Source organism: Streptomyces sp. NBC_01384 (assembly GCF_045040035.1).
Classification (GTDB): Bacteria; Actinomycetota; Actinomycetes; order Streptomycetales; family Streptomycetaceae; genus Streptomyces.
Map to the genome: position 1 here is coordinate 8,169,487 of NZ_CP109559.1, position 21,895 is coordinate 8,191,381.

Genomic DNA, 21,895 nt, shown 5'->3' on the forward strand with positions numbered 1-21,895 from the left:
CCACCCGGGGCGGCCGCAGATTCAGCAGCCGCGTCACCGCCACCACCCGAGCTGCACCAGCAGCATCACCACCAGAGCGTTCCCCGTGCCCAGCCCGGGCGACATTGTCAGGAAGAGCGTGCAGGGCGTCCTTCGCCGCGCTGTGCGGGGTCAGCCCCGTCGAGCGTTCCTCGGGACGCCGGCAGTACCGTCGCCTCAACCGCGGCGGCGACCGGCAGGCCAATGCCGCGCTCCACCGCATCGTGTTCACCCGCCTGCGGGTCGACCCGCGCACCCAGGACTACTACGAGCGCCGCATCAAGGAGGGCAAGACCCGGCGCGAAATCGTCCGTTGCCTCAAACGCTATGCGGCCCGGGTGGTCTTCCACCGCCTCTCCCATCTGCTCAGCTGCGAGGCGCAGTTGCCCCAGGTCAGGCAGGCCGTGGCCGAAGGCGTTGGTGTCGAACACGACTGCCTGTAGGCGTGCGCGAGCCTCAGCGTCGAGCGGTTCGCGCGCAGGTGCGGTCATCAGTCCATCATCGAGGATCTGCGCAGCGCACGTGGGGCTGGTGAGTAAGGAAGGGCTCGGCATATTCGATCGAGGCCGTGGCCCGGATAGGGCCGGCCTGCGTACATGCCACCCGAGAGGTCGTCCATCCGGTCGGGTCGGTATCCAGCGCCCCTGTTATAGGGGTGTCTGTGAGGCCGGGGTCGGTGATCGCGAGCTTGGCCGGGGTACGGGCCATGGCGGTGACCCGGTGGCCCTCGTTCAGCAGCTGGCGGACGACGTGGCGGCCGATGCCGCCGGTGGCGCCAAAGACGGTGACACGCTGGGGGTGGCTCCTTGCCGGTGGGGCGGTCAGGGCGGGGGAAGGAGGAGGCGGGGCGGACGGTGAGGCCCGGCGGTCGGTGACGAACCGGGACCCACGCTGTAGGAGTTGGGGTGGGTGGCGGCTTCAGAAGCTGTACGGGCCGAAGCGGCCCAACGCGACCAGCGCGGCGAGGATCAGCAGGACGGCGTTGAAGCCGATCGCGGAGGGTTCCTTGCGGCGGGCGTGGGTGAGCGCGGCCAGCAGCATCGTGACGGCCAGGCCGGTCGCTGCCAGCGGGGTCAGTACGGGGGCGATGCCGGTGGCCGCGGGCAGGATCAGCCCGAGGGCGCCGGCGAACTCCACGATGCCGATGAAGCGGACGGTGCCGGGTGAGAAGTCGGCCACCCAGGGCAGCTTTTTGGCGAGCTTGTCCTTGGGCTGGGTGGATTTCATGACGCCGGCCATGGCGAACATGACGGCCAGTACTGCCTGCACGATCCACAGGACGATGTTCATCAGGGACTGGAGACCTTCGGTGAGAGGGGAAGCGGGGGGACAAGGGGACGGAGCGGACTCGCAGCTGCAGGCGGGGCGACATCCGCGGCCGGTGAAGCTGAAGTCGTGGGTGTCCTCACGGTGTTGAGAGGACGGAGCCGCACAGACTTCTAGCCGAGGAGGCTGCCGCCGGTGGCGTCGAGGGACGATCCGGTGATCCAGCGCGCCTGGTCGGTGGCGAGGAAGACCACCACGTCGGCGACCTCCTCCGGCTCGCCGAGGCGCTTGAATGCCGACAGCTGGGACATCGGCTCCCGTACCTCGGGCATCTGGAAGGCCGCGCTGCCGTTGTCCGTGGCGCCGGGGAGAACGCTGTTGACCGTGATCCCCCGGGGGGCGAGGTGCCGTGCGAAGTGCAGCGTGAGCTGGTCGAGCGCGCCCTTGGACATCGCGTAGACCACCTGCGGCGGCATGGCTATCCGGGTGACCGCGGAGGAGATGTTGACGATGCGTCCGCCGTCCGGGATCAGCCCGATGGCGCGCTGGACGATGAGGAAGGGGGCCTTGGCGTTGACCGCGAAGATCTGGTCGAGCTGCTCGGCGGACACCTCCTCCGGAGCGTCCCCAGCCGTCGTCGCGGCGGCGTTATTCACCAGGATGTCCAGGGTGCTCCGCCCGTTGTGCTCGCGCAGGCCGGCCTCCAGATGGTGGAGCAGCTGGTCGATGGCGCCGGGCGTAGCCAGTTCCGCGCCGACGGTAAAGGCCCGCCCGCCGTCCTTCTCGATCAGGTCGACGGTCTCCTGGGCGGCCTGCTTGTCGCGCCCGTAGTGCACGGCGACCAGGGCCCCCTCGCGGGCCAGGCCGAGGGCGGTGCGGTGGCCCGGCCGATGCCCCGGCTGGAACCGGTGACGAGAGCGGTCTTGCCGCTTAGTGCGTTGTGGCAAACCGGATTTCGTTCGAGGTGTGCGGCGCGGGTGATCATCTGGACAGAGGTACGGGTGCGGCCGCGGGCATGAAAGAACGGGCCCCTTGGTAGTGACGCGGTTACGAGACCCAGCACGACCAAGGAAGCCCGTTGCCTGATCAGTTGAGCAGTACCACTGTGCCTGCGTCCACCACGGTCACCCCTGGGTGTGACTGCTACGTGCACCGGTTCGGTTCGATCGCTCCGGGGCTGCGGGCAGGCTGCTATCCGAGTGACATGACGGATGCGGAGTGGGCCGAGGTCCGCTCCGCGATGCCGGTGCCGGCCTGGCTCCTCACGCGTGGCGGGCGTCCGGAGATGTACTGCCACCGCGAGATGCTCGACGCGGTGCGCTACCTGGTCGACAACGGTGTGAAGTGGATGGCCCTGCCGGTCGACTTCCCGCACTGGCGGGCGGTCTACGACTTCTTCCGCCGCTGGCGGGCCTACGACTACGTGCGTGAACTGTACGAACGCCTGCGCCACACGGCGAGGGAACGCTCAGGCCGCAACGCCGAGCCCAGCGCGGGAATCATCGACAGTCAGTCGGTGGACGCCTCCGAGACCGTGGGCGAGGACAGTCGCGGATACGACGGCGGCAAGTCACGTGACGGGCGCAAGCGTCATATCCTGACCGATACAGCGGGCCTGCTCCTGGAGGTCACCGTGACCACGGCCGATGTGCACGACTCCAAGGCCGCCCCTGCGCTGCTGGAGACGTTCATGGACCAGCCGGGCCGGCTGTTGAAGCTGGTGTGGGTCGACAGTGCCTACCAGGGTCCGGCGCCGGCGAAGGCGTTCGCCCGCCACGGAGTGAGGATCGAGGTCGTGCGCCGCTCCGACGGACAACGCGGATTTGTCGTACTGGCCCGCAGGTGGGTGGTGGAGCGCACGCTGAGCTGGCTCTCCCGCTCACGCCGCCTCAACCGCGACCACGAACGCCGCCTCGACCACCACGCCCAGATGGTGTGGTGGGCCGCCGTGATCAGGCTGTCCCGGCGCCTGGCCGGAGACGCTCCGCGCTGGCCGGAGAAGCGCCCCGGCCGACTGTTCCAGGCGCGGGCGTGAACCGTCCGTCCTTCGCCCGCACCAGCCAGCCCCGCTTCTCCAGCGCGTAGGCACGGTGACGGATCTTCTCCACCTCGTTCTTGATCTGCGCTTCCCGGCCCACCGCCCGCGTCAGCTCCACCCCGTTCACCGGCCCCGAAGCGGCCACCGCAGCGGCGAACACCTCCCGGTACAGGCCGCTGAGCACCTCCTTACCCATGCCCGACCGCCACACCGGCGGCCGCTCGCCATGCACCGCGCCCAAGCCGCTGGATCCCACAGCGGTAGCCACCTCACCACCAGAAGGCACGGAAACCGGCGTATTAACCGTGCTCTCCTCGGCCAGCACCAACACGAGCTCCTCACGCCCCACCCGGGCCCGCTCGACTCGCTCCCGCGCGGCATTTACCTCCGCCTGAGCCTGCTCCAGAACCTCCGTCCAGGACTCCAGATCCTGCCTCGCCCGCGCCTCACGCCGTTCCATCAACCCCAGCACCGACGGCATCGCAACCTCCTCGATCAACAACAAGCCGTCCGCTGCCTCCCCCTACCCCGTCGCGATCATGCCCCGCACACGAAGAAGCCCCTGCTCATCGAACAGGGACTCCCTTTGCCACAACGCACTTAGAGCCCGCGCAGGTAGGCGGCGTGGAATGCCTCAGCATCAAGGTGGGCACAGGCCCCTGGTGAACATGTAGTTGCGACGCTGCGTGACCGCTGGAGAGACCTGTGCGCATCCTTCGTCTCAGAGCTTGTCGGGTGGCCAGCTGATTACGCCGAGCATGGGCCGCTGACGGCCTCGGAGTTGTCGCACTGGCACACACCACGTGATCATTCCGGGGCCGTCGCCGTGTCTGGAGGGCAGATCGCAACCGTCACGCGTCTCGTATGACCCAGGCACCCCGACACGTTTTCAGAGGAAGACGCGCGCCACCTCCAGCCACTTCTGGGCGTCCTCGCCGGTCGCCGTCATGTTGGTCTCGGACCAGGGGCGACGCCGGGTGACACACAGGCAGAAGTCGATAGCGCCGCCCTGTACCCGTTGCACGGCAGCCTCGGGGCCCCACACCCAGGTCCGTCCGTCAGGTGCTGTCAGCTCGACGCGGAAGGGGTCCGCCGGCTCAGGCAGTCCGACAGCGGCGAAGGACAGCGCCCGTCCCAACACCCCCAGCGACGCCACGTGCTGCAGTCGATCCGTCGGGCGGTGTGCCACGCCCACAGCATCGAAGACGTCCTGCCCGTGTGCCCAGGTTTCCATCAGACGAAGGGGCGCCATCAGGGCCGGGGTCACCTTCGACATGTACCAGGGGAATGCGTGGTCCCATGGCGTGCTGCGTAGTGCCGCCGCCAGTTCCGCTCGACCGGCCCGCCACTCGTCCAGAAGTACCGACCGTGGTTTGGCCGCTCCCGCGGCGGCGGCCTTGTCTGCATACCCGCTGCCTTCGGCTTCCGCCCGCCCGAGCTCGGCGCCGAACGCGTCCGGAGTGCGTAAGGCGCTGAGTGCGTTCGCGTCCGCCCACGCGAGGTGGGCTATCTGGTGGGCGACCGTCCAGCCGGGTGCCGGTGTCGGTATGGACCAGTCGTCCACTGCCCTGACCAGGACGTCGAGCTCGTCACCCTCAGCCACCAGCGCGGACAGGATACCGGCGTCATCTAAGTCGGGGACGGCGAGGTTGTAGTTCAACATGTGCGCCATGGTGCCACTCCTTCCTGACCAACGGCGGAGACGAAGTGTGCGGGCAGACTCCGATGTCGCCGGAGTCTGCCCACTCGGTGGTGGGGCTCGTGGCACTACGGGACCACCGTGCTTCCTCGACGGCGGCGCAGAGCGTGTCGGGCTGGCTGGTCATGCGAGACGCGTGACGGTTGCGATCTGCTCTCCAGGCACGGCGACGGCCCCGGAATGATCACGTGGTGTGTGCCAGTGCGACAAGTCCGAGGCCGTTAGCGGCCCATGCTGTCCGTCCAACCTGACCGATGAGATGTGGGAGGTCATCCGGCCGCTCCTTCCCGTGCGTAACCTGCGGAAAGGCGGCGGGGTGCGTAAGTACGGAGACCGATTGGTGCTCGACTCGATCTTCTACGTACTGCGCTCGGGCTGCCAGTGGCGGATGCTCCCGCGCGACCTGATGCCCTGGGACGCGGCGCACCGCTGGTTCACCAAGTGGCGCCGGGACGGCAGCTGGGACCGCATCCACGATGAACTACGCCGCCAGCTCCGGATCGGGGCCGGACGCGACCCTGAGCTGTCGGCCGCCGTGATCGACGCCCAGTCGATCAAGACCAGCGAGGGCGGCGAGGCGCGTGGATTCGATGCGGGGAAGCGAACGACAGGGCGGAAGAGACACGTGATCGTCGACACGATGGGCCTGCTGCTGGTCGTCAGTTAGGCATGGTGCGGCGGGCCGGGGGTGGAGGGGACCGGTACCTTCGGCGCGGGTCTGTCGCGGTACCTGCTGGCGCAGCATGTCGTGGTGTTCGAGGTGAACCGGCCCGACCTCTCGGCCCGCCGGCTGCTTGGGAAGTCAGACCCGCTCGACGCACAGGCCGCCGCGCGGGCCGTGCTCAGCGGTCGCGCCCAGGCGCGGGCGAAGACTGGCGACGGTCGGGTGCAGAGTGCTCGGATGTTCAAGCTCGCCAAGGATTCCGCGGTCAAGGCCCGCACCCAGGCGATCAACCAGCTCAAGGCCGTTCTGGTCGTAGCCGACCCGGTCCTGCGGGAACGGCTGTCTGGCCTGGGCAACCGCGAACTGTTCCGCACCTGCGCACGCCTCAGTCCGCGCGAGGGCGAGGCCGGCGGGAGCGATGAGGACCCTGTAGCTGAGGCCACTCTCATGACGCTGAGCATGCTGGCTCAGCGCATCGAGCAGCTCACCGGGCAGATCGTTGAGCTGAATCAGCGACTGACTGGGCTCGTTGAGCGCCAGGCCCCGCAGCTGCTCGCGCAGGTGGGTATCGGCCCGGACTCCGCTGTCACGCTTCTGATCACCATGGGCGACAATCCCGAGCGGCTGGGCAGCGAGGCGTCTTTCGCCGCTCTGTGCGGAGTCAGCCCCGTCGAGTACTCCTCGGGCGGTCGGAGCTCGCGCCGGCTCAACCATGGTGGCGACCGGCAGGCGAATGCCGCTCTGCACCGCATCGTGTTCACCCGGCTGCGCCACGACCCGCGCACCCAGGCGTACTACGAACGCCGCACCCAGGAGGGCAAAACCCGTCGTGAGATCATCCGATGCCTCAAGCGATATGCCGCCCGCGAGGTCTTCAACCTGGTCAGGACGGTGTCTACCGACCCCCCGTTATAGGGGCGTCTGTGACAGGACAGGCGATGCAGAACCCCGGCTGGCGCGCGTCAGCCGGGGGGTCTCTGGGGGAGGCGGCGGTGGGCGCGTTCGCGGTGGTGCGCTCCGTTCGGCTGCAAGCCCTCGCGCGGGCGGAACAGGGAGCGACGGACGCTGGCGGGTGACGGGCCCGCCTGGTCAGCGGTGACTTGAGCGGATCATGGGGGGTGTTGATCCGTTGGGGGGCGAGTACCGGGGCACCACGGTTCTGACGGCCGCGCCGGGCGGGATCAGGCGGCAGTGTGGTGAGTGAGGATGTCCCTGATGTCGATGAGCCACTGGCGCAGTGGAACTCCCTTTGGAGGCGCGATGCGCAGACCGAGTACACGGGCGGCTTCCGTCAGGTCGTCGTCGTTCGGGTTGGCTGCGATGAACGCGTCGATGTCCGTGGCCGCGGCTCGGTGGTCCTCCGGGGACTCCAAGGCCAGGTAGTCGTCGACGGCCTCAGCGTGCGACTGGTACTCGGCGGAGAAGTCCTGGTGAAAGTAGGACCCCAGAAGGTGGGCGAGCGCGGGGAACCGCTCACGCCACTCCCAGGCAGTCTGCGGGCGGTGGGTGGAACCGTCGGCCGGCGGCTTCGCGAGGAAGTGGCTGAGGTGATGGCGGATGACCCGCAGGCAGTCCTCGACGCTCACGCCTGACGGCGGTTCGATGTGCGGAAGGAGGTCGACGTCGTCGGCTACCTCGTCGCTGAACAGGCCGACGGCGAGCAGATCGTCGAGCTCGCGTACTGCGGCTGCCGCACGCTGGGGTTTGGCCGCGACGACACGCAGGTAGGAGGTGAGCGCTGCGCCGGGTGCTTCCATCGTGTCGTCGAATGTGTTGCCGCTCCATTCGTACGCCTGCAGGAGGTCGTGCAGTTCCGTGAAGCGGTCGTGGATGGGCGCCATGGGCTGTGGACCTGTCTGGTTGCGGTCTTACGAGGTGGCTTCGGGGTAGGAGGTCAGGACGCGGTAGCCCAGAGGGACGGTCGGGTCCTTCTTGAGGACGACTTTCGCCCCCGTCACCCATTCTGGGGGCAGTCCGTTCTTGAAGTGGGTGCGAGACAAGCTCATTCCGGTGGGCTCTCCCAGCTCGGCCGAAAAGTCCTTCTTCCCCGCCGGCTTCCCGTTGTTCAACCAGTCCTCGATCTGCTTCTGCCGCTTGAGGACTACCGCCTGGGTGTGCTTCTGGGCCGAGGCGTGGTCGATGTACCGGGATGCGGCGTCCAGTTCAGGGTCCCCGCGCAGGCGGGCCCGGAGGTCCCGGGTGGTGACCTCGACGTGACGGGCGCCGGTATGCGCGCCGTTCTTGCCTTCGTCCGCTGCGAGGTCCGTCGTGTACTTCGGCTTCTGCGTCCCCTTGCGTTTGTTGCGTGGCCAGGCGTTGGGTTCGCCGTCGCCCTTCATGAGCAGGCCGAGGTCGTCGGCACTTGCCGTCAGTCCGCCGGGCAGCGCGACCTGGGGTTCGAGCCCGGCGACGCGGACGCCACCCAGCAGTTCTGTCCATCCGCCGGCGCCCCGCACGGCCCTCACGGTGGCGCCCCCGCCACCGAAAGCGCCACCGGTGAGGGCTCCGTAGAGCGCGGCCTGGCGTACCTCGTCGAGGCTGAGGCCCTTGCTCTCGCCCAGGGCGATGGACATCGGCTGGGTGAGGGCCAGGTCGACGGTGACAGACTCGATGCCCGCGAAGGCGGCGGTGGCGAGGGTCGTACCGGCGATGGTGGCGATCTCGGTGGAGACGGTGACGCCGAGGGTCGCGGCGAGTTCCACGATGGTGGCCGTGGCCGCCGTCGCGGCGGCCTCGGAGATGCCGAAGGTGAAGACGGCCAGTGCCGTGCCGGCGATGATCGTCGCGCCGACGATCTCCAGCTCGTGCTCCAGGCGCTTGACGGTGGCATGGACGACGTCGGCGTACTTGTCGAGCGCTTTGGCCATGTCACGGGCGCCGTCGATCATGTCCTGGAGCCAGCCGTGGCCGTCGTAGTAGTAGCGTCGCCAGTACGGGTCGTCGAAGGCGGAGATCGCCTCGCCCTTGTTGTGCTCGATGATGCCGCGGGCGGACTTGTTCGCCGCGGCCGTCACCTCTTCGATGTCGTCGGCGAAGTCTCGCCACGCCTTGGCCGCGTCGCGCAGCCCACCCTCGTCGGCATCCGGCCACCACATACCGGTGACGTCCTGGATGATCTCCTTGGCCTTGTCGGCGGCACCGCTCACTGCTGGGTGCCGTTTCCGTCGTGCGGGGTGGCCTTGATCTTGCTGAACATCGAGCGGACGAGTTCCTCGTTGTCGATGTGGCCGTCCGCCATGTCCGTCATCGCGTCGTGGATGCTGGCCAGGCCCTGGGCGAGGATGTCGGAGGCGTTCTCGATCTTCTTCACGTTCGGGCCGTACGCCTTGTGGAAGGCGTGGCCCTGATCGTCGTCGCCCCACGGCGAACCGGCCGCCGACAGTGCCAGTTTGAGCTTGGTCAGGGCCTTGGCGAGATCGGTGCTGTGCGTGTGGAAGTGCGGAGCCGTCTTCTTCAGATCGGCGATCTTGATGTCGAGTATCTCGCCGTCGCCGCCACTGCCCTTGTCGCCCATGGTGTTGCGCCCGTCCCCTCCGTTGCCTCACCAGCCCAAAGACCCTAAGTGGCGGGCAGGCTTCGCAGCTGAGAGCGGCGTCAAGCGGCAGTAAAGTTCCGTTCAAGATTCCGCAGGGCAGGGCGGAGGGTGGGGCCGAGGGAGCAAATAGGCTCCGCCGGTGACGAGCCCCGTTCCCCTGAACCCGCACCCGAGCGCCCACCCGGATGCCTCAGCCTTCCGTGATCCGGTGGCGGTGGCGGTGGCCGTGTCGTTGGCGTGGCAGGGGACCGCTGTTCGTGCGCGTACGCGGGCGAACACTCGGCACCACGCGATGCTGCTACGGATGAGAATTCAGCGGCACGCGTCAGGGCGGCCCGGGCCGAACGTGATCACCGGTGCCTACCGGGCCTCGTGGGACGTGAAGATGACGGTCGCGGGTGGGCGGGTGACCGCTGTGGTGTTCACGGAGGCGCCGCAGGCGCGCCGACTGGAGTACGGGTTCGTCGGCGTCGACCGGAGCGGGCGGCAGTACCGGCAGCCGCCGTTTCCGCACATTGAGCCTGCGTACCGCGAGACTGAGCTTGAGATAAAACCTCTGGGCTCGCCCAAGAAGGCATTCGAGTCCCCCATGTGGGCAAATGCCGGACAAGGCGACGGCTACGTCGTCATCCTCGGGTTGCGAGAGGGCGTTAAGTCCTGTTGCTGGTGATGTGGTGTCGCCTGTTTGTGGGTTATGGGACAGTTCCACGCTCGCGTCATGTCGTGTGCATGATGGAGTCGCGGACATGAACGGATGCCGTACGCAACCGACTTGTCCGACGAGCAGTGGGCGTTGATCGAGCCGCTGGTCACCGCGTGGAAGCAGGAGCGGGTGGCGCGGTCGGCGACCGGGGACCCGGGCTCCCGCGACCTGCGCGAGGTCGTGAACGCGCTGCTCTACCAGAACCGGACGGGCTGTCAGTGGCGGCTCCTGCCACAGACCTCCCGGCCTGGTCGGCGGTGTTCTACTGCTTCACCTGTGGCGCCAGGACGGCCTTGATAAGCGGATCCAGGAGATCCTGCGCTGCCAGGTGCGGGAGCGGTCCAGGCGATTAGAGGACCCGTCCCTGGTGATCACGCGCATCCCGGTCTGTACTCGAAGCGGCGAAGTATGCGGTGGGCACCCTGACTTGAAGTAGCGGTCGCACACGTTCATGCCTCTGTCGAGCCACACCGCGTGGGTGTCGGCCGGCGGCGGCACGCTATCGGAGAGCCAGCCCATGGGCGGCAAGGGGCACTGCGGGCCCGTGCCGACCGACACCCTGGACGCTACGGCTGCAGACCGCGCGTCTGGGCCCGATTCAACAAGTCAGGGGCCTGCCGTTCGTTGTGGCGTCCTCACGATTCTGACCGCCCGACGCGGCCCGGTACCGGCAACGCGACGCGCCGTCGGACCGGAAAGGGGAACGGGCATGTCCAGTTCGACCCTGTCCAGTACGCCGCCTGCTCCGCAGACCCGTCGTCGTCGCCCTGCGGGGGAGGTGGTACTGGGAGATACGCAATCGGGCCAGGAACTGGGAAGCCGTGAGGCGGCCCGGGCGGTCTTCCACCTGGTCAAACAGCTACAGCCAGGACCCCGCTCATAGGGGCTGTGATACGGCGAAGCCCCGCCGGGAACCATCCTGACGGGACCTCTGTGCGGAGCCGTGAGACCACGAGGCCGCGCCGGAGCGCTCCGGCGCGGCCTCGCAGTGAGATCGGCTGCGCTGGCGCGCACGATGCGAAGGGCTCCTGAGCGCCTACGACCAGCCGCCCGAGCGTGATGAACCGGACGAGGAGTAACTCTCCTGGCGAGGTATTCCGGCGGTCACAGCTCCTTCGCGTAGGTGTCCTGGTACGCCGCCCTCCCTCCGAACACGTTGAGGCCGATGTGTCCGCTCGTGTACGTCGTGTCCGTCACGTCGATGATCCGCTCACCGTTGAGGAACACCTGGATGCGGTCGCCCTCGGTGAGGATGCGGACAGGGTAGGTCGTGCCGCGGCGGAGCAGGGCCGGGACGCGGGCGAGGGCGGCGCCGTCGTCGAAGAAGCCGTTGGCCTTGGCGACCAGGCGGATCACGCGTAGGTCGGGGTCGATGTTGAGGCAGTAGGCATCGGTGCCGTCGGAGGAGGCGCGCCAGAGGAGGGAGAGGGCGCCGCCTGTGTCCGGGTCGGAGCCGCCGAGCCGGACCAGGGTGGTGAGGTCGAAGTCCGCCGCCGTGCGGGACGAGATCGCGTTGGAGTCCTTGTCGAAGCTTCCGGCGCGGCCCGCGCTGTCCGTCGACCAGCGGCCGGCGGGGGTGATCGTCAACTTGCCGAGGTCCGAGCGGAATTCACCGCCGGTCGGGGCGGCCACCAGCGGCTTCACCCGATCGACCAGGCGGAAGGTGCTGTCCAGCTTGTGCACCTTGAGCGAGTCGATGTGCGCGGTGCCGCCCTTGGCGTAGAAGGCCATGCCGCTGGCGTCCGGCGTGGGGAAGATCAGGCTGGTCACGGCGGCCCGGCCGTCCGCGCCGAATGCCTCGACCGAGGACGAGTCGACGTACACGTGCAGCGTCACGCGGCCGTCGGTCGTCTTCATCGGCGCGGTCGTGCGGCCCGCGAAGTACTGCGTGAAGTCGCTCAGACCCGATGCCGAGCGGTCCACGAACAGTTCCTGCGCCTCGGCGTCGAATCCGACTGTCGTGTGCTCGTCGTCGTCGGTCCGGAGCTGGAAGCCGATCTCCGTGGCGGTGCCGAGGGTGATCTCAGCCTCGATCTCGTAGGCGATGCCAGTGACGCCCGCGAGCGGGTTCGCGGAGTCGGGGCCGACGGCGAGGTCCTTGCGAGTTGTGGTGGACGTGCGCAGCGTGACCAGCTCCGAGACCGGGCGCTGCGCCAGGCGTACGCCGTCGGCGGTGTCCGTGAGGGTCAGTTCGCGGGGGGTGCTCAGCCGGCCGTTCCAGCCGCCGGTCGGGGCGCTGAACGGGTAGTCCCAGTTGCTCATCCAGCCGAGCCAGACGCGGCGGTCGTCGGGCAGACCGTAGAAGGACATGGCGGCGTAGTAGTCACGGCCGGAGTCGGCGCGCAGGACCGTGCCGGCCTTCTGGTCGGGAGTGAAACCGGTGCCGTTCCACTCACCCGTGAAGTACTGGGCGGCCGAGCCGTTCGTGGCGCGTACGGCACCGGTGCTCAGCGTGAGGACCCACTTCACCTTGTCCTTGTCGCCGTCGACCGGCAGCGGGAAGAAGTCGGGGCACTCCCAGACGCCGGGCGTGGCCCAGTCGCCGTAGCCGAAGGAGCTGACCTGGGTCCAGGTGAGGAGGTCGGCGGAGGTGAAGAAGCGGATGTGGTCGCCGCCGGAGACGACCATCAGCCACTGGTCGTGAGCCTCGTCGCGGATGACCTTCGGGTCGCGGAAGGTCCAGCCGGCGTCGGGGCCTCCCGGGTTCTGCACGGCTGGGGTCGAGCCGCCGTGCCACTGCCACGAGCGGCCCTTGTCCTTGCTGTAGGCGATGCGCACGCTGGCGTTTCCGCCCGGCTTGTCCGGGTGGTAGCTGGTGTAGTACGCGATCAGGCCCGAGCCGCCGTCGAAGAGGCCGGAGGTGTCGTCGGCGTCGACGATCGCCGAGCCCGACCAGCAGTTGCCGTAGGCGTTCCAGGGCAGGGCGATCGGCAGGGCCTGCCAGTGGACGAGGTCGGTGCTGACCGCGTGCGCCCAGCGGCCCTGGTCCTGGTGGAAGAGGTGGTATTCGCCGTCGTAGTAGACCAGGCCGTTGGGGTCGCTGGTGGAGCCGGTGAGCTGGGAGTAGTGGTACGTGGGGCGGTACGGCTCGGTGAAGTAGTCGGCGGTGCTGCGGATCTCGACATTCTGAAAGTACGACGCCCCGTGCGCGGCCGCGGTGCCGACGGTGGCGCCCGTGGTTCGGGACACGCGGGTCTTGAGCGCACGTACGCCGTCCACGTACACCTCGATCGTCCTGCTCGTCGCTCGGGCCTCGACGCGATAGGTGCCGCCAGACGCGATGCGCCGGACCGGGCCGGAGGCGGAGGCGAGGCGGGCGCCGGAGGAGCGGTCCAGCAGGACGACGGCATTGCGGCCGGCTTCCAGGCGGGCTTCGTAGCCGCCGGAGCCGTTCGCGGACGCGCGCAGGACGAGGCCGGCCGAGGAGGAGGGGCCGCCGGGTGTGATGTCGGCTCTCGCCACCAGGTCGCCGTCGGTGAAGGGGGCCGTGCGCAGGCCGTTCTCGCCGCGGATGCCGCGCAGGTCGGGGGTCCAGGTGCCGGAGCGGGCCGTCCAGCCCTGGAGGCCGGTGGCGAGATCGGCCCCGGCGATGTTCTCGAAGGACACCGCTCCGGCCGATGCCGTGACGGCGAGTCGGCCTTTGGTGTGGGTGGAGTCCTGGGCGGTGATGACGGGGCTGTAGCCGTCGGGAGAGAGGAAGTTGGTCTGCCAGTGCACGCGCAGTTCGTCGTGTTCGGCTTCGACGCGCAGGCGGTAGACCGTGTCGGCCTTGATGGTGGTCGCGTAGGTGCCGAGCGTGACGTTGCCGTCGATGCGGTAGAGCCGCAGCCTGCCCTGGTCCGCGTCGACTTGGACGCCGTAGCCGTGCGTGGCCGTGGCGTCGGTGCGCACCAGCAGTGAGGCGATGGCGGAGGCGTCGTGCAGGAGCAGGTCGGCCTGGAGCGCGGTGTCGTAGGTCTTGGTCGTGGTGATGGCGCGGGCGGTAGCTTTCTGGGTTGGGGCCGCGCGCCAGCCCAGCGGACTCGCCGTCCAGGTGCCGCCGCTCGTGGTCCAGCCGGTGAGGTTGGTGGTGACTGAGGAGAGGGAGGGCGGGCCGAAGGTGACCGTGCCGCCCTGGGCGAGCAGGCCCACCGAGCCGGTGTCGTGGCGGTGGTCCTCGGTGTGGAGGAGCCGCTTGCCGTCGACATGCACCGTCAGCTCGGATCCGTCGACTGCCACTTCGAGGTCATAGGGTCTTGCGGTCCGCGCGCCCGGCAGCGGCGCGGTGGCGAGTGTGTCGCCGCCGGCCAGGTCGTAGAGCCGTATGCGGGCGCGGCCGGGGTCGAGGGCGACCGCGTATCCGGTCGAGCCGTCCAGGGCTGCCCGGAACACCAACGCGCCTACGGCGGAGGAGGATTGGGCCGTGACGCGGGCCGCGTACGTGCCCTTGGCCGCGAGTTGCTGCTCGGACAGGGCGAGGGCGGGCCCGCGACGGCCGGCGGTCGCCTTCTGGCCGCCGTCGGAGGTGCGGGTCCAGGTGCCGGTGACGGGGATGGGGTCGGGAATCGGGGTGGCGGCGGGCGTCGCTCCGGCGGCGCTCGGGGCGGCCTGTGCTGCGGGGAGGATGCCTCCGAGAGGCAGCAGGGTGGCGGCGGTTCCTCCGGCGAGCAGGAGGGTACGGCGGGACACGCTCATGGCAGCTCCTGAGGAGAGCAGGGGAGGGTGGGCCACGGCCCGGGGGGACGTCCACCCCCCCGGGCCGTAGCCGGCTGTAAGACCGTCACGGCCAGAGCGGCCGGGGTCCGTCGGTGAAGGCCGACGCCATCTGCCAGGCGTCGAACCGCTCCAGGGTCACGTCGCCGTCGGCACCGATGCCGACGCCGACGGCTTCGTCGGGGCGGGTGGGGTAGACGCGGGCGGTCAGGGGCCGCCCGTTCGCGAAGATCTCCAGTGCGGAGTGGTCGACGAGGACGCGCAGGTCCACCCGGCCGTCGGTGCCCAACGGCAGTTCGCCGTACCTGGGTTCGGTGTCGACGGTCGGGTCGAGGCTGCTGGTCTCGCGGTGCAGACGGAGGGTGCCGTTTGTTCCGTCGTGGGCCCTGCTCACCTCCACGACCGTGCGTTCCGCGCCGTCCGGTGTTTCGCGGACCACGAGCCGGGCGGTGGCTCCGGGGGCGAGGCGCAGGGTCGTCTCGATGTCCACCTGGTCTCCGCGCACGGCGTGCAGCGGGGTGTACGCGTCCGTCAGCGGGCCCGGCGCCCCCTCCACGCGTTCCCGCCGCAGCTCGGTCAGCTCCGGCGCCGGGGCCTGATGCAGGCCGCCGTCCGTGGCGAGCGTGACGACCCTCGGCAGGGACATCACGCCGCACCAGCCGGCCTGCGCGTTCGCCTCGTCCGTCCGTCCCTCCTGGAGCCAGCCGAACATGATGCGGCGGCCGTGCTCGTCACGGGTGGACTGGGGGGCGTAGAAGTAGCGTCCGCCGTAGTCGAGGCGGTGGAGGGCGGTCGGGTTGAAGGTGTCGCCCTGGTAGCGGCCGGTCCAGTACAGGGGGTGGTGGGTGGTGCCCTCGTCCCAGGCGGAGAAGACCAGCACGTCGGTGCTGCCGGCCTCCTCGTCCTCGCCGAGCCGGAAGAGGTCGACGCACTCCCACATCGTGCCGGTCCAGTCGAGCTCGCCCTGGTTCTGCGAGGCGTCGCCGGTCAGCAGGGGGCCGACGTAGCGCCAGCTGCGCAGGTCGTCGGATTCGTACAGGAAGGCCGTTCCGCCGACGCCCCGGATGCCCGAGCCCACCAGCTGGCGCCACACCTGGCCCTCCCGCCAGACGCAGTGGTCGCGGAAGGCCGTGATGTCGACGCCCTCGGGCGGGGCGGTGATGACCGGGTTGGCCTGGTCTTTGGTCCAGTATCGCAGGTCGGCCGATCCCCTGGCCACGCAGGGGAGTTCGTGGTCTCCGTGCCTGCCCGAGTAGACGAGCGTAGGCACTCCCCCGTCGTTCACCAGGACACCGGACCAACAGCCGTCGCGGTCCGGGCCGTCCGAGCCTGGCACCAGGGCGACTGGCTCATCGGCCCAGTGCACGAGGTCGGTACTGGTGGCGTGGCCCCAGTGGATGCGGTGGTGGGCGGCGGCGAGCGGGTTGTACTGGTAGAAGAGGTGGTAGACGCCGTTCCAGTGACTCAGCCCGTTGGGGTCGTTGAGCCAGCCGCCGGGCGAGGTGAAGTGGAAGCGGGGGCGGTGGGGGTCGCGCAGGGCGCGTTCGGCCAGCCCCTCGGCGGTGTGGCTGCCGGAGGGGAGGGTGAGGTCGGGGGTCATGCGGCGGTGGTCTCCGCTTTCTCGGTGTCGTCGGTGGCCTCGCCGTCCGGCCGGTCGGTGGCCTTCAGGACGCGGCGGGCGATGTCGGAGGCGGGTGCGCGCAGATGGCAGCGCACCCAGTGGGGCTGTCCGTCGTCTTCACCGACGATGTGGCGGACGGGCTCGGTGCGGCTGCACGCGCCGTCGTCGCCGTAGGGGCAGGACGTGGGGTTGAGGATCGCCTCGCGGAGCCTCGCGCGCTCGACGGGGTCGTAGCTGCCGGCCCGTTCGGGGTCGGGTACGGCGGACAGCAGTAGGCGGGTGTAGGGGTGGGCGGGGGCGTCCATGACCGCCAACGCGTCTCCGCCCTCGACGAGTTCGCCGGCGAACATGACCATCGTGGTGTCCGCGAGGTAGCGGGCGGAGCCCAGGTCGTGCGTGATGTAGAGCATGGCGATGTCCCGCTCGTCGCGCAGGCGCCGCATCAGGTTGAGCACGCCGACGCGCACGGAGACGTCCAGCATCGACGTCGGTTCGTCGGCCAGGATGAGGCGCGGGTCCACCGCCAACGCGCGAGCGATGGAGACGCGCTGACGCTGGCCGCCGGAGAGTTCGTGCGGGTAGGACTGGAGCATGTCCTCGGTCAGGCCGACCGTTTTTATCAGCTCGCGCAGCGCCTCTGGTGTGGCGGAGTGGCCGTGCAGGACGAGGGCCCGGGTGAGGAAGTGCTCGATGCGGTGGACGGGGTTGAGTGAGCCGAAGGGGTCCTGGAAGACCATCTGGACCTTGCGGCGGTACGCCCGTGATGCCCGGCGCGGCTCGGTGCGCAGGATGTCCTGGCCGTCGAGCAGTACCTGTCCGGCGGAGGGCTGTTCGAGGCGGGCGAGGCAGCGGGCGATGGTGGACTTGCCGCTGCCGGACTCGCCGACCAGGGCGGTGATCCGGCCGGCCGGCAGGTCGAAGGACACGTCGTTGACGGCACGGACGCGGCGCCGGGAGAAGACGGTGCCGACCTGGAAGTCCTTGGTCAGACCGCGTACGGACAGCAGGGGCTGGGTCATCGGGGGGCTCCCTGGGCACTCTGGGCCACCCACCGGCCGGGGGCGATCTCGCGCAGGTCGGGGATGTTCATGGAGCAGTCCGAGCGGTCCTCGGGACAGCGGACGTGGAAGCCGCAGCTGTCGGCGGTGCGCGGGGCGTCGAAGAGGCCGGTGAGCTCTTGGCGCGGGCCGGTCAGCGGCGGGAAGGCGTTCATCAGCGCTTCGGTGTAGGGGTGGAGCGGCCCCGCGAACAGGTCCTTGGCGTCGGCGAGTTCGACGATCCGTCCGCCGTACATCACGCCCATGCGGTCCGACAGCTCGATCATCAGGGACATGTCGTGGGTGATGAAGAGGATGGAGAAGCCCAGCTCCCGCTGGAGGTCGCGGATCTGCGCCATGATCTCCTGCTGCACGACCACGTCGAGCGCGGTGGTCGGCTCGTCCATGATCAGCAGCCGGGGGTGGAGTGCGACGGCCATGGCGATGACCACGCGCTGGCGCATGCCGCCGGAGAGCTGGTGCGGGTACGCCTTCAGCCTTCCCGGTTCGATGCCGACCAGCTGAAGCAGCTCGCCGGCCCGCTCCCGCGCGAGCCGCTTCTTCAGCTTCTCGTGGGTGGTGAAGATGTCGACGATCTGCTCGCCGATGGTCAGGACGGGGTTGAGGGAGTTCATCGCCGACTGGAAGACCATGGCGATCTCCTGCCACCGGAAGGCGCGCAGCTCCCGTGGGTCCAGGGCGAGGACGTCCCTGCCCTGGAAGCGGATGCTGCCGGCGGTGATCTCCGCCGGGGGCTTCAGCAGCCGCATCACGGCGTTGGCGATGGTCGATTTGCCGCAGCCGGACTCCCCGGCGAGGCCGAAGATCTCTCCGGCGCCGATGGAGAAGGAGACGTCGTCGGCGCCCACGACGGTGCGTCCGTCGCTGCGGTATTCGACGCGCAGGCCGCTCACCTCAAGTACGGGTTCCATGGCTCAGCCCCTCCTCTCACGTCGGGCACGGCGGTTGCGCAGCCTCGGGTTGGTGATCTCGTCGACCGCGTAGTTGACCAGCGCGAGCGCGAAGGCGACGAGCGCGATGCACAGTCCGGAGGGGACGAAGGCCCACCACGTGCCGGTCATCAGCGCGCCGTCGTTGCTGGCCCAGTACAGGTTGGTGCCCCAGCTGACGACGCTGCTGTCGCCGAGGCCGAGGAACTCCAGGCCGGCCTGGGCGCCAATGCCGAAGATCACGCAGCCGAGCAGCGTGGTCATCACCACGGACGCCATGTTGGGCAGGATCTCGAGGAACATGATCCGCAGCGGGCGCTCCCCGGTAACGACGGCCGCGGCCACGAAGTCCTTGCCCCGGATCGACTTGGCCTGCGCCCGCAGGACCCGGGCCGAGCCCGCCCAGCCGGTGACGACGAGCACCAGGATCACGGTGGAGGTCCCGGGCGGCAGGAACGCGGCCAGGATGATGAGCAGCGGCAGGCCAGGCAGCAGCAGGAAGACGTTGGTGACCAGGGTCAGCGCGTCGTCCACGATGCGGCCGAAGTACGCGGCGGCGAGGCCGACGACGATGGCGACGCCCGTCGCCACGAGCCCCACGGTGAACCCGACGAAGAGCGAACTGCGCGCACCCCACAGGGTGAGGGCGAGCACGTCCTGACCCTTGGCGGTCGTACCGAGCCAGTGTGCGGCCGAGGGGGCCTGACTGCCCGTGGAGTTGATGAGCGACGGGTCGCCCGGTGCGAGGACGGGTGCGAGCAGGGCCAGCAGCGCGAAGACGGCGAGCAGGATCAGACCGGTCAACGCCTTCTTGCTGTCGATGAGCTGGCGCACCAGTCCGCGTCGGCGGGAGGTGCGTGCGGGGGTGGTCGGCGTGGTGGCCGTCGCGATCTCGATGGCGGTCATGTCGGCAGCCCCCTTCAGCGGACGCGGACGCGCGGGTCGAGGCGGACGTAGACGAGGTCGACGAGGAAGTTCGCGATCAGCACCGCCGCCGTGATCGTCAGGAAGATGCCCTGCATCAGCGGGTAGTCCAGGCCCTGGACGGCCATCAGCAGCTGGTAGCCGATGCCGGGGTAGGCGAACACGACCTCGGTGAGCAGCGCGCCGCCGACGACGAAGCCGAGCGCCATGCCGAAGTTGGTGACGGAGGGGAGCAGCGCGTTGCGGGCGGCGTAGCGGAACATGATCCGCGAGGGGCTGAGCCCCTTCGCCTCGGCCATGGTGATGTAGTCCTCGGCCGCAGTGGCGATCATGGTGTTGCGCATGCCAAGCATCCAGCCGCCGATGGAGACCAGCACGATGGTCAGCGCGGGCAGCACCAGGTGGGTGGCGACGTTGGAGAGGAATTCGCCGTTGAAGCCGGGGGTCAGTCCGACGTCGTAGGCGTGCCGCATGGGGAACCAGCCGAGGCTCACCCCGAACAGGTACAGCGCGCCCATGGCCAGCCAGAAGTAGGGGAACGAGCCGACGAAGATCAGCAGGGGCGGGAAGGCGGAGTCGAGGACGCCGCCGCGCCGCCAGGCGGCGACGATGCCGAGCAGGTTGCCGAGCACGGCCGCGATGACGAGCGCGACGCCACCGAGGAGCAGGGTCCAGCCGATCTGCGAGCCGATCACGTCGGTGACCGGGGTGGGGAAGCGGGTGATGGAGATGCCGAGGTCGCCGGTGAAGACGCTCTTGATGTAGCTGAGGTACTGCTCCCACAGGGGGCGGTGGTCGAGGCCGAAGAGTTTCCGCAACTGGGTTATCTGGTCGGGCTGCATCGTGCCCTGGGCCTGCGCGAACATCCGGGAGACCGGGTCGCCCGGCATGAAGCGCGGGAGCACGAAGTTCAGGGTGAGGGAGGCCCAGAAGGCGAGCAGATAGAACCCCAGGTTGCGCAGGATGAGACGCACGGGTCGTGCTCCTGTCGTAGGGGGTGCGGGGGTGCGGTGGGGAGCGGCCGTCCGGGGAGGAGGACGGCCGCCGATCCGTGCGTCAGCTCTTGACGGGCTTCAGCGAGGTGAGCACGAGGATCGTGCTGCCGTTGCGGTTGCCGAGGGTGGCGTACGGGTTCTCTTCGGTGGGCCAGCCGGTGAAGCGGGCGTCCGTGTACGCGCCCCACTCGGGGCCGGTGAACAGCGGGACGACGGGGGCGTCCTTGTTGTACAGCTCCTGCAGGCCGTTCGTCTGCTCGCGCTGCGTCTTCTCGTCCGTGGCGGCGGCGAAGGCGTCGATGAGCTTGTCGGCCTTCTTGTCGCCGAAGCGGTGGTAGTTCTCCGTGGCCTGCTTGCCGACTGGCTGCACCATCTTGGTCGACATCACGCCGCGGTAGTACTCGTACGGGGTGGCGCCGTTGTTGCTCCACACGATGCCGGTGTCGAAGGTGCCGGTGTTGTACGAGGACGAGACCGCCGACCAGTCGGGCGTCTTCACGGTGGCGGTGATGCCGACCTTCGCCAGGTCCTGCTTGATGATGTTGGCGACGGAGATCCAGTCGGAGGAGGCGGAGCCGACGGAGATGTCGAGGGTGAAGTTCTTGCCGTTCTTCAGCTTCCGCTTGCCGCCGCTCTCCTTGTAGCCGGCCGCGTCGAGGGCCTTGGCTGCCGCGTCGGTGTCGTACTTCGTCCAGGTACAGGAGGCGGCCAGCGACGTGTCACGCCACTTGTCGTAGGTGTGGGCCAGGCCCGTGCAGTCGGCGGGTTCGGCGTAGCCGTTCATCGCGACCTTGGTGATCTGGTCGCGGTCGACGGCCATGCTGAGTGCCTTGCGCGCGGCCGGGTCGTTGAACGGCGCCTTGGTGGTGTTCAGCTGCCAGTTGATCATGGCGCCGGTGGCCGGGAACCAGTAGTGGTTGTGCTTCTTGTCCTTGGCGACGAAGGACTTCCCGATGTCCGGGATGAACGACTGCGTCCAGTCCACCTCGCCGTTGGTGAAGGCGATGTTGGCGCTGTCGTTGCCGGAGAAGGCGAGCATCTGGATGCCGGCGATCTGCTGCTTGTCCGGCTGCCAGTAGTCGGGGTTCTTGCGCAGCTCGTACGACTGGCTCTGGAACTTCTCGATCTTGGTGTACGGGCCGGTGCCGACCGGGTTCGGGTTGGTGAACTTCGCCGGGTCCTTCACCTTGGACCAGATGTGCTTCGGCAGGATGTAGTGGCCGCTGATCTCGTAGAAGGCGGTCGAGAACGCCTTGTTGAAGGAGAACTTCACCGTGTGGGCGTCGACCGCGGTGACCTTGTCGAGGTAGTCGAAGCCACCGAGCACCTTCTTCTGGAGCCCGAAGGTGTAGACGACGTCGTCGGCGGTGAGCGCCTGGCCGTCCGACCACTTGACGCCGTCGCGCAGCGTGAAGGTGAGGGACTTGCCGTCCTTGGCCTGCTCCCACTTGGTGGCCAGCCACGGCGTGTCCTTGGCATCCGCCATGCTGTGTACCGCCAACGGCTCGTAGACCGCCTGGAGGGTCATGGGGGCGGCCTGCGGGGAGAGCGGGTTGAAGTTGCGCGTGAACGTCGCCAGATCCTCGCGCGGGATGGTGAGCAGCTGGTTGCCAGACGTGTCACCGGCGCCGGCGGCGCCCGAGCCACCCGTACAGGCGGACAGGACCAGGGCTGCGGCGGCGGTCGCGGTGACCGCTCTCAGGGCGGGCCGAAGCCGCCGCGGGGCGATGGAGGGTGCCATAATGGAGACTCT

18 protein-coding genes and 3 pseudogenes are annotated in these 21,895 nt (G+C 69.1%); 6 read left to right on the top strand and 15 right to left on the bottom strand.

Translation table 11 applies throughout. From position 1 onward, the window contains the following. Positions 1–125: 125 nt before the first annotated feature. Positions 126–461 (top strand): annotated as a pseudogene (locus OG747_RS37515) (transposase); the annotation flags it as partial. Positions 462–654: 193 nt separating this feature from the next. Here the strand turns inward: OG747_RS37515 and OG747_RS37520 are convergent. The 3 genes and pseudogenes from OG747_RS37520 to OG747_RS37530 form a co-directional block, all read right to left on the bottom strand. Then, positions 655–843 (bottom strand): annotated as a pseudogene (locus OG747_RS37520) (NAD(P)H-binding protein); the annotation flags it as partial. 93 nt (positions 844–936) lie between these two features. Continuing rightward, positions 937–1,308, bottom strand: coding sequence for a DoxX family protein (locus tag OG747_RS37525; protein ID WP_405883805.1), 372 nt, complete (start codon positions 1,306–1,308; stop codon positions 937–939). A 149-nt stretch (positions 1,309–1,457) separates the two neighbouring features. Beyond that, a complete protein-coding gene (locus OG747_RS37530; RefSeq protein WP_405883806.1) occupies positions 1,458–2,231 on the bottom strand; it encodes an SDR family NAD(P)-dependent oxidoreductase in 774 nt (257 codons plus the stop codon). A 257-nt stretch (positions 2,232–2,488) separates the two neighbouring features. On the opposite strand from OG747_RS37530, the gene OG747_RS37535 reads away from it, so the two are divergent. Beyond that, the gene (locus tag OG747_RS37535) at positions 2,489–3,319 is read left to right on the top strand and encodes an IS5 family transposase (RefSeq protein WP_405883807.1); all 831 of its coding nucleotides are present in this window, start codon (positions 2,489–2,491) and stop codon (positions 3,317–3,319) included. Here OG747_RS37535 and OG747_RS37540 read toward each other — a convergent pair. Beyond that, entirely contained in the window at positions 3,237–3,803 is a 567-nt protein-coding gene (locus OG747_RS37540) for a hypothetical protein (protein ID WP_405883808.1), read from the bottom strand. The genes OG747_RS37535 and OG747_RS37540 overlap by 83 nt on opposite strands. 408 nt (positions 3,804–4,211) lie before the next feature. Next, positions 4,212–4,994, bottom strand: a complete 783-nt coding sequence (locus OG747_RS37545) for a TIGR03084 family metal-binding protein (RefSeq protein ID WP_405883809.1) — start codon at positions 4,992–4,994, stop codon at positions 4,212–4,214. 286 nt (positions 4,995–5,280) lie between these two features. Between OG747_RS37545 and OG747_RS37550 the strand changes: the two genes are divergently transcribed. Both OG747_RS37550 and OG747_RS37555 read left to right on the top strand, forming a co-directional pair. Next, positions 5,281–5,688 (top strand): IS5 family transposase, encoded by a 408-nt coding sequence (locus OG747_RS37550; protein ID WP_405883810.1) that lies wholly within the window; start codon positions 5,281–5,283, stop codon positions 5,686–5,688. A 21-nt stretch (positions 5,689–5,709) separates the two neighbouring features. After that, positions 5,710–6,600 carry an IS110 family transposase gene (locus OG747_RS37555; protein ID WP_405883811.1) on the top strand — a complete coding sequence of 297 codons (891 nt, stop codon included), beginning with the start codon at positions 5,710–5,712 and terminating at the stop codon, positions 6,598–6,600. A gap of 266 nt (positions 6,601–6,866) precedes the next feature. Here the strand turns inward: OG747_RS37555 and OG747_RS37560 are convergent, their stop codons facing one another. Genes OG747_RS37560 through OG747_RS37570 form a run of 3 tightly spaced genes read right to left on the bottom strand, consistent with a single transcriptional unit; the run spans position 6,867 to position 9,199 of the window. Further along, entirely contained in the window at positions 6,867–7,526 is a 660-nt protein-coding gene (locus tag OG747_RS37560; protein ID WP_067362492.1) for a contact-dependent growth inhibition system immunity protein, read from the bottom strand. Between the two features lie 27 nt (positions 7,527–7,553). Further along, positions 7,554–8,831, bottom strand: a complete 1,278-nt coding sequence (locus OG747_RS37565) for an RNase A-like domain-containing protein (RefSeq protein ID WP_405883812.1) — start codon at positions 8,829–8,831, stop codon at positions 7,554–7,556. Further along, entirely contained in the window at positions 8,828–9,199 is a 372-nt protein-coding gene (locus tag OG747_RS37570) for a hypothetical protein (protein ID WP_405883813.1), read from the bottom strand. The genes OG747_RS37565 and OG747_RS37570 overlap by 4 nt, the downstream gene beginning before the upstream one ends. A 367-nt stretch (positions 9,200–9,566) precedes the next feature. On the opposite strand from OG747_RS37570, the gene OG747_RS37575 reads away from it, so the two are divergent. Both OG747_RS37575 and OG747_RS37580 read left to right on the top strand, forming a co-directional pair. Further along, complete coding sequence (locus tag OG747_RS37575; RefSeq protein ID WP_405883814.1) at positions 9,567–9,890, top strand: HK97 gp10 family phage protein; 324 nt, start codon at positions 9,567–9,569, stop codon at positions 9,888–9,890. An 84-nt stretch (positions 9,891–9,974) separates the two neighbouring features. Further along, a pseudogene (locus tag OG747_RS37580) lies at positions 9,975–10,347 on the top strand (transposase); the annotation flags it as partial. A 680-nt stretch (positions 10,348–11,027) separates the two neighbouring features. Here the strand turns inward: OG747_RS37580 and OG747_RS37585 are convergent. From OG747_RS37585 to OG747_RS37615, 7 genes are all read right to left on the bottom strand, one after another. Continuing rightward, entirely contained in the window at positions 11,028–14,597 is a 3,570-nt protein-coding gene (locus tag OG747_RS37585) for a GH32 C-terminal domain-containing protein (protein WP_405883815.1), read from the bottom strand. Positions 14,598–14,682: 85 nt separating this feature from the next. Next, positions 14,683–16,215 carry a glycoside hydrolase family 32 protein gene (locus tag OG747_RS37590; RefSeq protein ID WP_405883816.1) on the bottom strand — a complete coding sequence of 511 codons (1,533 nt, stop codon included), beginning with the start codon at positions 16,213–16,215 and terminating at the stop codon, positions 14,683–14,685. Continuing rightward, a complete protein-coding gene (locus OG747_RS37595) occupies positions 16,212–17,255 on the bottom strand; it encodes an ATP-binding cassette domain-containing protein (protein ID WP_405883817.1) in 1,044 nt (347 codons plus the stop codon). The genes OG747_RS37590 and OG747_RS37595 overlap by 4 nt, the downstream gene beginning before the upstream one ends. Beyond that, complete coding sequence (locus tag OG747_RS37600) at positions 17,252–18,205, bottom strand: ABC transporter ATP-binding protein (RefSeq protein WP_405883818.1); 954 nt, start codon at positions 18,203–18,205, stop codon at positions 17,252–17,254. Before OG747_RS37600 ends, OG747_RS37595 begins: the two co-directional genes overlap by 4 nt. Positions 18,206–18,208: 3 nt before the next feature. Further along, the gene (locus OG747_RS37605) at positions 18,209–19,129 is read right to left on the bottom strand and encodes an ABC transporter permease (RefSeq protein ID WP_067385377.1); all 921 of its coding nucleotides are present in this window, start codon (positions 19,127–19,129) and stop codon (positions 18,209–18,211) included. A 14-nt stretch (positions 19,130–19,143) separates the two neighbouring features. Beyond that, complete coding sequence (locus OG747_RS37610; protein ID WP_405883819.1) at positions 19,144–20,121, bottom strand: ABC transporter permease; 978 nt, start codon at positions 20,119–20,121, stop codon at positions 19,144–19,146. 82 nt (positions 20,122–20,203) lie between these two features. Next, positions 20,204–21,883 carry an ABC transporter substrate-binding protein gene (locus OG747_RS37615; RefSeq protein ID WP_405883820.1) on the bottom strand — a complete coding sequence of 560 codons (1,680 nt, stop codon included), beginning with the start codon at positions 21,881–21,883 and terminating at the stop codon, positions 20,204–20,206. Positions 21,884–21,895 lie beyond the last annotated feature (12 nt).